The organism is Pseudoalteromonas sp. 0802, assembly GCF_013350085.1.
Lineage (GTDB): Bacteria > Pseudomonadota > Gammaproteobacteria > Enterobacterales > Alteromonadaceae > Pseudoalteromonas.
The window spans coordinates 110,371-121,661 of sequence record NZ_JABVXE010000009.1 but is presented as its reverse complement, the minus strand read 5'-3'; the positions used below and the strand labels follow the sequence as shown (position 1 = coordinate 121,661).

Annotated in this window: 10 protein-coding genes; 6 read left to right on the top strand and 4 right to left on the bottom strand. The window is 40.0% G+C overall.

Going from position 1 to position 11,291, the window contains the following annotated elements:
* Positions 1–429: 429 nt before the first annotated feature.
* Positions 430–972: a hypothetical protein gene (locus tag HUS61_RS14530; protein WP_175079494.1), complete on the top strand. Its 543-nt coding sequence runs from the start codon at positions 430–432 to the stop codon at positions 970–972.
* A complete protein-coding gene (locus HUS61_RS14525; RefSeq protein WP_175082918.1) occupies positions 926–1,633 on the top strand; it encodes a GGDEF domain-containing protein in 708 nt (235 codons plus the stop codon). The genes HUS61_RS14530 and HUS61_RS14525 overlap by 47 nt, the downstream gene beginning before the upstream one ends.
* A 24-nt stretch (positions 1,634–1,657) precedes the next feature.
* On the opposite strand, the gene HUS61_RS14520 is transcribed toward HUS61_RS14525, so the two are convergent.
* From HUS61_RS14520 to HUS61_RS14505, 4 genes are all read right to left on the bottom strand, one after another.
* On the bottom strand, positions 1,658–3,475 hold the full coding sequence (locus HUS61_RS14520) for a GGDEF domain-containing protein (RefSeq protein WP_175082917.1): 1,818 nt from the start codon (positions 3,473–3,475) through the stop codon (positions 1,658–1,660).
* Positions 3,476–3,931: 456 nt separating this feature from the next.
* The gene (locus HUS61_RS14515) at positions 3,932–4,267 is read right to left on the bottom strand and encodes a hypothetical protein (RefSeq protein ID WP_175082916.1); all 336 of its coding nucleotides are present in this window, start codon (positions 4,265–4,267) and stop codon (positions 3,932–3,934) included.
* 538 nt (positions 4,268–4,805) lie between these two features.
* Positions 4,806–5,843, bottom strand: a complete 1,038-nt coding sequence (locus HUS61_RS14510) for a methionine synthase (protein ID WP_175082915.1) — start codon at positions 5,841–5,843, stop codon at positions 4,806–4,808.
* Positions 5,844–5,854: 11 nt separating this feature from the next.
* Positions 5,855–6,832 (bottom strand): DUF1852 domain-containing protein, encoded by a 978-nt coding sequence (locus HUS61_RS14505; protein ID WP_175082914.1) that lies wholly within the window; start codon positions 6,830–6,832, stop codon positions 5,855–5,857.
* A 380-nt stretch (positions 6,833–7,212) separates the two neighbouring features.
* Between HUS61_RS14505 and HUS61_RS14500 the strand changes: the two genes are divergently transcribed.
* The 4 genes from HUS61_RS14500 (at position 7,213) to HUS61_RS14485 (ending at position 11,290) form a co-directional block, all read left to right on the top strand.
* Positions 7,213–8,022 carry a sulfite exporter TauE/SafE family protein gene (locus HUS61_RS14500; protein WP_175082913.1) on the top strand — a complete coding sequence of 270 codons (810 nt, stop codon included), beginning with the start codon at positions 7,213–7,215 and terminating at the stop codon, positions 8,020–8,022.
* 129 nt (positions 8,023–8,151) lie between these two features.
* Entirely contained in the window at positions 8,152–9,297 is a 1,146-nt protein-coding gene (locus HUS61_RS14495; RefSeq protein ID WP_175082912.1) for a serine hydrolase, read from the top strand.
* Between the two features lie 141 nt (positions 9,298–9,438).
* Entirely contained in the window at positions 9,439–10,203 is a 765-nt protein-coding gene (locus HUS61_RS14490; protein WP_175082911.1) for a metalloregulator ArsR/SmtB family transcription factor, read from the top strand.
* A gap of 76 nt (positions 10,204–10,279) precedes the next feature.
* Complete coding sequence (locus HUS61_RS14485) at positions 10,280–11,290, top strand: ArsJ-associated glyceraldehyde-3-phosphate dehydrogenase (protein ID WP_175082910.1); 1,011 nt, start codon at positions 10,280–10,282, stop codon at positions 11,288–11,290.
* The last annotated feature ends 1 nt before the right edge of the window (position 11,291 follow it).

The window sequence follows — 11,291 nt, the reverse complement described above, 5'->3', positions numbered from 1 at the left end:
GCCGGTTAAATGGTCAACAAAATTGATCCACCCGAGAAAACCAATTACCGTTAATGTGTGCTATTAGTTACGCTTACATAACTGTTTGGGGCTGAATAGTGTTATTCAGACATAAACTTTTCTACTATGAGATTGCGTGGGGGAAATGCGTAATGTAGATACATATAGATTTCGTAGTTTACGGAACGTTTGTATGATCTAGATATTTAGCTCCTTGAACAAGATTAACTCAAAGTATCAGGAGTTACGAATAAAAACACGGCATATACGCGAGTTTCTTACTTAGTAGTATAAAAATATATGAATTATTGTGTGGTTGCTATTAGGATTATTTTTATGCAATAAGATCAAGAAATTGATAGGGATATTGTGTAAATGTAAAAACTAGTGCTACTCTAGCTACGCTTTTCAAGGAAGGAGTTTGTCCTCGTGTTTTCATTCCAAACCCTCGCAATGTTGTTCTTATTAGCTATTTCTAGCTTAAGTATTTGGCTTGCAGATGGTTTCATTACATTCATTGCATTTACCGATGAGGTCGCAAGTATGACTTTTTCACAGCTACTCTATGCAATGACAGAGCTTAATTTGTTTACGATTCTAGCTTTACCAGAATACTGGTATGCGAATTCCAATCATTCATTTTTGGAAGCACCAGCATTTTGGTTTGAGCCTGCAACAAGTATTGCAGGTATCCTCACATTTGTTTTGTTATTGCTATTTTCACGTATTGTTCAACCGTTAACAGGTTACACAATTTCAGCTATCATGCTTTTTCTTGGGATCGGCTATATGTTAGTTAGCTGGGGTATTTTGGTTGATGTAACAGAGCCGCAACAGGTTGGCTCATTTTTAAGTATCGGTGTACAAGGCTTGTTGGTTCATTCGATACTTTGTTTTGGAACTTTGCTTTATATGATAATAAAAAATGCGTACTACAAAATATATTCTATTAATAATATTAAGCTTGCTTAGTCATTTTTGCATTGCAAGTGATGTAAGTTGGCAAAAACAAGCAATAGAGCAAACAAGGCTCAATATTATTTTGTTTATTAATATTGCTATTTTTGCTGTTGTACTAGTACTAACATTGTGGCAATTAGTAAAAACTAAACGAGTCAATCAACATCATTATGAACAAAGTGTGTTAGACCCCTTAACACAATTATTCAATCGTCATGGTTTCCACCAAAGTGTTGATAGTCTTGATAATAAATCAGGTTTTTTATTAATCGCAGATATAGATAACTTTAAATCTATCAATGACCGCTTTGGGCATAATATTGGTGATAAGGTTTTACATCGCGTAGCGAAAACATTAAAACAGCAAGTTCGTGATAGTGATATTGTAGCTCGTTATGGGGGGGAGGAGTTTGTGATATTTTTTCCTTCACAAGATAGTAACCAACTAAAGATGATCTCCCAAAGATTAATTTGTTCTGTAAGCGCACTCGATTTTTCAGATTTAAACGAAAATCTAAAGCAAGTCACTATAAGTGTAGGCCTCGATAAAGGTAGTGTTGAGGCTAATCATTTTGAGTTGTTATACGAAAAAGCAGACACACTCCTATACAAAGCTAAAAGTTCAGGTAAAAATCAATTTATCATGGGGCACTTAGAAAGTGCCTCAGTTTAGGTCATTATTTACGTTAGCTTATATTTAAACCACCACACTATTACGGCCAGATCTCTTTGCTGTATACAAGTTTAAATCTACCCTTTTGGCTGCCTGTTCAGACGTTTCATTTGGTGCAATTTCTATAACACCTAAGCTTATCGTTGCGCTTATAGACAATGATGTATGTTCCTTTTCGGCAACAGAAAGTCTGATGCGCTCGGCAATATCTTTTGCATGCTCTAAAGATTGATTCTCAAGCACAATTAAAAACTCTTCGCCGCCGACACGACCTACCCGATCAGAACAACGGACGGTTTGCACAATCGTATTGGTTATGGAAATGATTAATTCATCACCAATATCGTGACCGTATTGATCATTGACCGCTTTAAAGTGATCGATATCGATAGAAATTAATGAGCTGACTTGCTGATTGAGTTTGTTTTGCAGCATGACGCTTCGTTTTAAATTTAATATAGCTCTGCGATTCGCTATGCCTGTTAGTTCATCTTTTAAAGCGAGTATTTCAAAGTACTTTTTCTGGCGAACTTGTTTGAATGTATAAACGGCGAATAAGAGTAAACACAAGCAAGTTATCATCATAGTTAAGCCTTGCCAAAAAGACTTATCTTCGGCTACTGATAATAGCTTTTGTTGTAGCTTTGACTCATGTTCTAAACGAGAAATCTCAAGGATCTGCTGTTCATAATTAAAGTTTAATCTGGCAGAAATAAGCGTATTATTTGCGATAGCTTGTTGTTTAGTTTTAATTAAAGTGATTAATTGTTGTTGAGATGCTATTTGTAAGGAAGTATCTCCTGTTGCAGCTGCAAGCTGCGAGGTTAAATTTAAATAACGCTCCTTTAAGCTCTCGGGCCAAAATTGTTGTTGCCCGGCTATCTTCTCATGAGATGAAAGGGCAGCTTGCAACTGAGCTGTAGCCAAGTACCATTCTGATTTAGTGAAGTTGTAAAGAGTCAAAATCCAGCTGTCAGTAACAGAGAGCGTGTTCAACTCAGTTAGATATGACTCAGCCTGAGATAGACTATTAAGTTTTATATTGAGTTCTGTAAGTTTAATTAATATGTAAGCATATCCGTTGTCGCTTTCGAAACGGCGAACATCTTTTTTAATCGACTCGTATAGCTCAATAGCCTTTATTAAGTCGCCTTTTTCTTCATAGGCATACGCGAGTTTATCCGCTACTTTGTACTGCTCTTGCTCATTGAATTTCGTTAACGCTAATTTGGCTCGCTGCAGTTGTTCAATTGCAAGTTCATAGTTGTACAACGCTATGTGAATATCGGCAATTTCTTTTAATGCGAGTGCTTTTTCGTAGTCATTACCTGCTTTTTCAAATAACTGATAAGCAGTTTTAGCAGAGTCGAATGCTTCTTGATAGTTGCCTTTAGCTAACTGAATACGGTTAAGTACTATGTGGGCAAGAGCAATAATTGAGAGTTTTTTTGAAGAGGTTATTTCGTCTAATGACGACGTGTTAATTATTGGTTTTAAGTGTTCGAGAGCATTCTGGTAGTTACCTTGCGTATACTCTTGGTTTGCTTCACAGACAGCAAGTTCCTGTATTAAGTATAAATTGCTTGCTTGATGAATGACTGGTTTGGCTGTTTCTAGAAACTGTTTATATTCGCTAATCCCGTTTGGGGTTGATACATTAGAAAACCAACATTTAAACGCCATTACTTGCGCATCATCTAGCGCATTTTCATAAGGCATTTGCTTTTCTAATCTAGCTAAAATTTCGACAGATTCAGAATATGTTGTATAACCGTGAAGAGCACGGCTGATTTCACTCTGAACATCCTTTGCAGCCACATTGGTTGCAAAAAATAGCAACAAGCACAATATCCTTATCATTTGAGCATTACTCCATAAAGCTACTCTGATACCAATCAATGATATTTTCTTATAATTGCAGGTAGCTTAGCATAATGAGACTCTTGCTTATAAGATTTTGCGTTGAAAAAATATAAGCAATTTAATACTTTAATTTGGTTTGATTGTCTTTCAGATTTGAAGGTGCCTCAACTGAAAATTATGTAAATTTTCACCCAAATGGTATGGTTTTCAAAATAGTTTTAATTAAAAGGATGTGTTTTTTTACTAAACAAGGTGATTGTTAGTGGCGCTTTTCTATTTTCTGTTACTGCAGCGGCTGAACCGTCAGCTTTTTTTATGATGAAAGTGATCCTCATTGCTGCCCCAGCAAGAAAACCACTTTACGCTACCGTATTTATAATAGTGATTTAGTTAAGTTATAGCCTGATTGTTTTGCTTCAGGCTATAAATCAAGAATCAGCAAATATGGTATTCGCCACGGGGTTTGTTGCTAAACATAAAGGCTTGTAACTCAGATTTAAGTACCTCGACAATATCCGTGGTAAAGGGCGTTCTGATTTCACCAGAGTCTAAATATCTCAGTAAATCAATTTCATGTTTAATTGCAGACTGAATCGAATAACTAATTGGGTAGGTTACTTTAAACTGTTTATGCGATATCACATTGTCGTGGTTTTCAATCTCAACATAAAAAGTTAATTGCTCGTCTTCTTCGCAAATGTCGCTACAGGTGCCTTGCTCACGAATACAATCTAAAACAATATTTCTGATGAAAATATCAAATTCGTTCATATTAATCCCTCAATTTTTGCCCATCCATTGGGTACAACTGAAATCTAGCAAAAAATAATTAATCTAGCCAATTCAATTTTGCATCTTTTGGATTAACACTTTCTGAACGGGTTGGTTTAAAAGCATTAGGGGGGGAGTAGTTAGTGGATAGAGGATAGTTGTTAGAGAATAGTTCGCGCGAAACAAGTTTCACGCCTACGTTGTAGCAGCGTCTTTATGCCGCGTCATTGATAAATATTACGAGAAACGAGAAACGAAATACGAGAAACGAAATACGAGAAACGAAATACGAGATACGAAATACGAGAAACGAAATACGAGATACGAAATACGAGAGGTGAGATAAAACGCGATGTAAAATCGCTGCTACACAATCAGGTTCAGACTAAATTTAAAAACTGACGGGCTAAAGCCCGACCTACAATGTAGGTCGTCATTTATGGCGACAGGGGTGAGGTAGAAGCGCACCTCGCACCTCGACCCTCGCATCTCGCACCTCGCAACTTTCCCCTTTCCCCTAGTAACTCGCTAACTACTCCTAGCCCCTAGCCCCTAAAACCTCACCCCTCACAATCTCTGCGCCTTTACTTAGCGCATTGAGCTTGGCGCTTGCTATGTGGCGAGGGAGGGGCGCCATACCGCAATTTGTGCATGGGTAGAGCTTGTCGGCATCAACATATTTCAGGGCTTCGCGTAATGTCTGTGCTACCTCATCAGGGGTTTCAATTTCATTGCTTGCTACATCAATGGCACCAACCATCACTTTTTTGCCGCGTATAAGTGCTAATAGCTCAATAGGTACGCGAGAGTTGTGGCACTCAAGTGAAATAATATCGATATTCGATTTTTGAAGTTTTGGGAATACTTCTTCGTATTGACGCCATTCACTCCCCAATGTTTGTTTCCAATCAGTGTTGGCTTTAATGCCATAGCCGTAGCAAATGTGCACGGCAGTTTCGCACTTTAAGCCTTCGATTGCTCTTTCTAGGCACTTAATGCCCCAGTCATTAACATCATCGAAGAACACATTAAACGCAGGCTCATCAAATTGAATAATATCAACACCTGCAGCTTCGAGCTCTTTCGCTTCTTGATTGAGGATTTTGGCAAATTCCCATGCTAGTTGTTCACGGCTTTGATAGTGGGCGTCATACAAGGTGTCGATCATGGTCATAGGCCCTGGCAACGCCCATTTTATAGGTTGCTTGGTTTGCGAACGTAAAAACTTGGCGTCTTCAACAAACACGGGTTTGCTGCGTGACACCGGGCCAATCACACTTGGTACACTGGCTTCGTAGCGATTACGAATGGTCACTGTTTTACGGTTCTCAAAATCAACGCCATTTAAGTGTTCGATAAAGGTCGTTACAAAGTGCTGGCGGGTTTGCTCGCCGTCGCTCACGATATCAACGCCAGCTTGTTGTTGCTCTTGTAAGGCAACACGCAGCGCGTCTTGTTTGCCGTCGATAAGCTCTGCGCCTTGCAATTTCCAAGGCGACCATAAGGTTTCAGGCTCAGCAAGCCAAGCAGGTTTTGGTAAGCTGCCAGCTGTCGATGTGGGTAATAACTTTCTCATTTTTACTCTCATTAAATTGCGTAGTTGGCAGACCATTTTTCAAGTACTGATTGATAAGGCTTAATAAAGTGCTGCTCAGTAAATTTGCCTTGTGCAATCGCAAGTTGGCTGCGCTCTTCACGGTCGTAGACAATTTGCGTGATCGAGTGATCGGCGTTTCTTAAATTTGGTTGATAGCAACTACCCGCCACGGCATTGGCATTATAAATTTCTGGACGATAGATTTTCTGGAATGTTTCCATGGTGCTAATCGTGCTGATCAACTCTAAGTTGGTGTAATCGTTCAGCAAGTCACCAAAGAAATAAAACGCCAGCGGAGCAACTGTGTTTGGTGGCATAAAATAGCGTACCTGCAAGCCCATTTTTTTAAAGTATTGCTCGGTTAATGACGACTCATTTGGTTGGTACTCAGCACCTAAAATTGGATGTTGATTTTCTGTACGGTGGTACGTTTTGTTATCAGACACGCTTAAACAAATAACCGGTGGCTTTTTAAAATGCTGTTTGTAAGTTTCTGAATCAATAAAGTATTTAAAGAGTTTGCCGTGTAAATCACCAAAGTTTTCGGGAATGCTGAATTCGCTTTTCGCTTTATTATGATCAAGCAACAGTACACTAAAATCATAATCACGCACGTAAGATGAAAAGTTATTACCAACAATACCTTCGATACGTTCATTAGTTTGGTGATCAATGATATTCGTTTTTAGCACTTCAATTGACGGGAATGCCTCTGTGCTATGTGCAATTTCTAGATCAACTGAGATGATCTCAAGCTCTACTGAGTAGCGGTCGCCTTGCGGGTTATCCCAGTTTGCTAGCGCATTAAAGCGGCTATCAATCATTTTTAATGCATTACGCAAATTCTGCTGGCGACTTTCACCGCGAGCTAGGTTTGCAAAGTTTGTGGTAAGTCGTGTGCTTTTTGACGGATGATAATTCTCGTCGAGGCAAATGCTTTTAATTGTAAATCTGAAATCGTTGTTCATGGCAATGTATCCAAAAGTCCTGAGATAAATGATTGCTGCTTACCTTCCTTAAATCGCTAGGTCATTAACCTTAGGTTGCTCTGCAGCGCTAATAAATTTATACGTTCTTACGATCATGAAGAAAAACGTTTTTATTTCAGGTAAAACATGAGGCAGATTCATGAATATTTGCTGTTTTAGTAAAACATTTAGGAAGGGATAGTGAAAAAATACTTTAAAGTTATTTTAGACGTCTGGATTTCTAAATTGATTTGTTGGAGTTGCAGTAATTTCATATAAAACGTGAGTAATATTCAATACTTAACAGGACTTTTGAGAGCAACCCCGTACTTTATTGTTGTTATACTCGTCTTCCTAAATCAACAACACAGACAAATATAATGAATGAATTAATCGTGCTTATTATTGCTTGCGCCATACTAGGTAGCGGAGTGGGCTTTTTAGCTGGGCTATTAGGAATTGGTGGAGGCCTAGTAATTGTGCCTATTTTAAGCATGATCTTGCTGCACTTTCAGGTGTTACCTGCTGAGCAAGTGGTGCTGGTGGCGATTGCTACATCGCTTGCCTCAATTCTTTTTACATCTACGTCATCAGCTATCGCTCACCACAAAAATGGTAATGTGCCTTGGCAATTGGCTCCGTGGGTTATGACTGGGGTTGCACTAGGTGCACTTATCAGTGGTTTTTTTGCTTCTCTATTACCTGCAAATGTGGTGCGAATAGTGTTTGCTGTGAGTGTGGTGCTTATTGCATTAAAAATGATTTTCAGCAGTAAAAACGACAGCCAAACATTACGCTCGCTACCTAATAAAGGGCTTTTAACGCTTTATACAAGCATCACAGGGGGGCTTTCTGCCATGATAGGCATTGGCGGTGGTGCGGTACTTGTGCCGTTACTGACGTTTTTCTCGGTTGATATAAAAAAAGCCATTGGCTGTGCTTCGGCCTGCGGTATTGTCATTGCGCTATTTGGCTCAGTGGGTTACATCAGTTCGGGCAGCCAGTACTTTACATTAAAAGAAGGCTTTGCAGGTTTTGTTTATTTGCCTGCCTTGTTTGGCATTGTGTGTACTTCGTGGTTTACCGCACCATTAGGTGCAAAAGCAACGCATCATTTACCTGTCTCCACCATCAAAAAGATCTTTGCGGGGCTGTTGGTTATTATGGCTGTAAATATGCTAGCTAAATAGTGTTAACGTATTAATTCGACAACACGAAAGTCGTTTGTTAATGTCAGTTAAGCAGTTTTTAGGCTGCTCAACTGCCTTTTTTCGAAAGCTGTAGGCGCTAATTAAGGACTATTTTTTAAGGAAAATGTTATGGAACGCAGGTGCTTTCAAGCGAGTAAAAAAACACTAAGCTCTTTATTTGTTGCTCTATCACTAATGGCTTTGCCAGTGACTGCTGAGCCTACAAAGCCACTCGAAACTCACCATGCTTTAATGAGCCAAGTTCTCAATGCAAACCAACAAGCTCCCCTTACAGGTTTTGCACTTCATGTGATTGTTGATGATGGACATGCTTTTTCAACGGCAAAGCAAAGTAAAGAAAATGCGCCGCAAGTTATTAACCCAAATAGTTTATTTAGAATTGCCAGTGTGACCAAAACCTTTACTGCGGCAACGGTGCTACGTTTGCACGAGGAAGGAAAACTAAGCCTTGATACAACGCTCGATAAGTTAATTTCTGATGACTTTTATGCGCTTCTTGAAAGCGATGGTTATGCCCTTGATAAAATGACGCTTAAGCAAGTACTGAGTCATACGGCAGGGCTATACGATCACGCCCAAAGCGATCAGTATTTAGCTGGCATAATGGCACATCCGCAGCAAGATATTGCGATGCGCGAGCAAATTAAAGGGTGTGTAGAGTGGGGCGACCCAGTTGGTAAACCTGGTGAGCGTTTTTCATATTCAGATACCGGTTATGTGTTACTCGGCCATATTATTGAAAGAGTGACAGATTTACCGCTACCTGAAGCGGTTCGCCAATACTTAAGTTTCGATAAAAATCAGATTGAAAATGTGGTCTGGGAACGTGGTGATTCGTTTGCTGTGGATGAATCTCGACGCGTACATCAATACTTGCATGGCACCGATACTTTTAATTGGAGCCCAACTGTCGATTTATATGGTGGTGGTGGGCTTGTTGCCAGCCCAATCGGTATGGCTAAATTTTATCAGGCTTTATTTTCGGGGAAGGTCTTCAAACACCCAGAAACGCTCAAACTCATGCTCTCTGATAACGGCTTACCAGCAGATAGCCCTTACCGTTTAGGTGTATTTGCAAAAGACTATAACGGCACCTTGGTTTATCAACATGGTGGCTTTTGGGGCACTTTGGTGATGTATGAGCCAACAACGCAGGTGGTGGTCGCAGGGGCTGTTACTCAGCAAAAAGACTACGCCCAGCTTGAAAAAGTAATGAGTGGCTATTTAATTTTACAAGCAAAATCAGCACTCTAAACACGCCAAAATCTAAGCTGGCGCACAGATGCGCCAGATCCTTTCTTAGTTCAACTTTAGCTAAGTCATTATAGAAGATAAATGACTTGCGTACTTCATATAACAAAAATATTATATAACCAAATTGTTATGGAGTGAGTCGTGAAAGTTCTCTTTTTATGTACAGAAAATTCAGCCCGTTCAATTATGGCTGAGGCGTTGCTTAAACATCATGGTAAAGGTGAGTTTGAGGTTTTTAGTGCAGGTACTGAACCTTATGCGGTAGACCCTCGTACGCTTGCGGCGATTGAGCATTTTGGTTTAAAAACCGATGACTTACACTCAAAGCACTTAAACGATGTAACTAACCTGAATTTTGATTACGTCATTACCTTATGTGATGAGGCAGCCAAAGAATGTGCCAATCGCGTCGATGGCAGCCATTGCCTTGCATGGGATTTTATCGATCCTAAAACGCGTCCTGAACCTCACGCCTTTGAAAAAACCTTGCAAGAGCTCAATGAGCGAATCAAACAGTTTGTGCAATCCCATAACAAAGAAAAACCAGCAGCGATTTCGCCAACCACATTTTATAAAGCGCTTGCAGATGATATTCGTTTAAAAAGCTTATTACTTATCGCCGTTGAGCAAGAGGTTTGCGTATGCGAACTAATGACGGCACTTAATGAGCAGAGTCAGCCAAAGGTTTCAAGGCATTTAGCGCAACTTAAAAAACAGGGTATTTTGTCGGATAGAAAACACCAGCAGTGGGTGTTTTACTCTTTAAACCCGACCTTACCAATGTGGATGAAACAAACAATTACCTCGACCGTGGTAAACGAACCTAATTTCATAGAAAACGAGTTAGCAAGGCTAAATGCGATGGGCGATGATCGCCCAACCCGTGTGGCGCGCTGTTGCAATTAAACAAAACGGTTTGCTGTTAACTGTCGGCAAACCCAGTAAAACAAGTTAGACAATTTTAAAAAGTAGGAGCTTAACAATGGCAATTAAAGTAGGCATTAATGGTTTTGGCCGTATGGGTCGTTTATCACTAAGAGCAGCGTTTGCATGGGACGACGTTGAGTTTGTGCAAATTAATGACCCAGCGGGTGATGCAGCTACACTGGCTCACTTACTAAAGTATGATTCGGTACATGGTATTTGGCCTCATGAGGTTGAAAGTAACGATAATGCTGTGATCATCGATGGTCAGATGATTAACGTTACACAAAATAAAGCGATTGCAGACACTGATTGGTCTGGTTGCGATATCGTTATTGAAGCCTCTGGCGTGATGAAAAAAACCGAATTACTGCAAGCCTATCTTGATCAAGGTGTGAAGAAAGTTGTTGTCACTGCCCCTGTAAAAGAAGACGGTGTGCTGAATATTGTAATGGGTGTAAACGATGATTTATACGACGTAAATCAGCACGATATTGTTACAGCTGCATCGTGCACTACCAACTGTTTAGCGCCTGTGGTTAAAGTTCTGCAAGAAAAAATTGGTATCAAACATGGTTCAATGACCACTATTCACGACATCACTAATACGCAAACTATCTTAGATGCGCCCCATAAAGATTTACGCCGTGCTCGCGCATGTGGCATGAGCTTAATTCCAACTACAACCGGCTCTGCAACGGCGATTACACATATTTTCCCTGAACTTAAAGGCAAATTAAACGGCCACGCAGTTCGTGTGCCTTTAGCAAATGCATCAATCACTGACTGTGTGTTTGAAGTTGAAAAGCCAACCACCGCTGAGCAAATTAACCAATGGATGCAAGAAGCCGCAGCAGGTGAGCTAAAAGGCATTTTGGGCTATGAAGAAAAGCCACTTGTTTCTATCGATTACAAAACTGATCCACGCTCAAGCATTGTTGATGCGCTATCAACCATGGTTGTGAACGAGACTCAAGTTAAGCTGTATGTTTGGTACGATAACGAATGGGGTTATGCAAACCGCACCGCTGAACTTGCCCGTAAAGTTGCGCGATCACTACAAGGTTAAA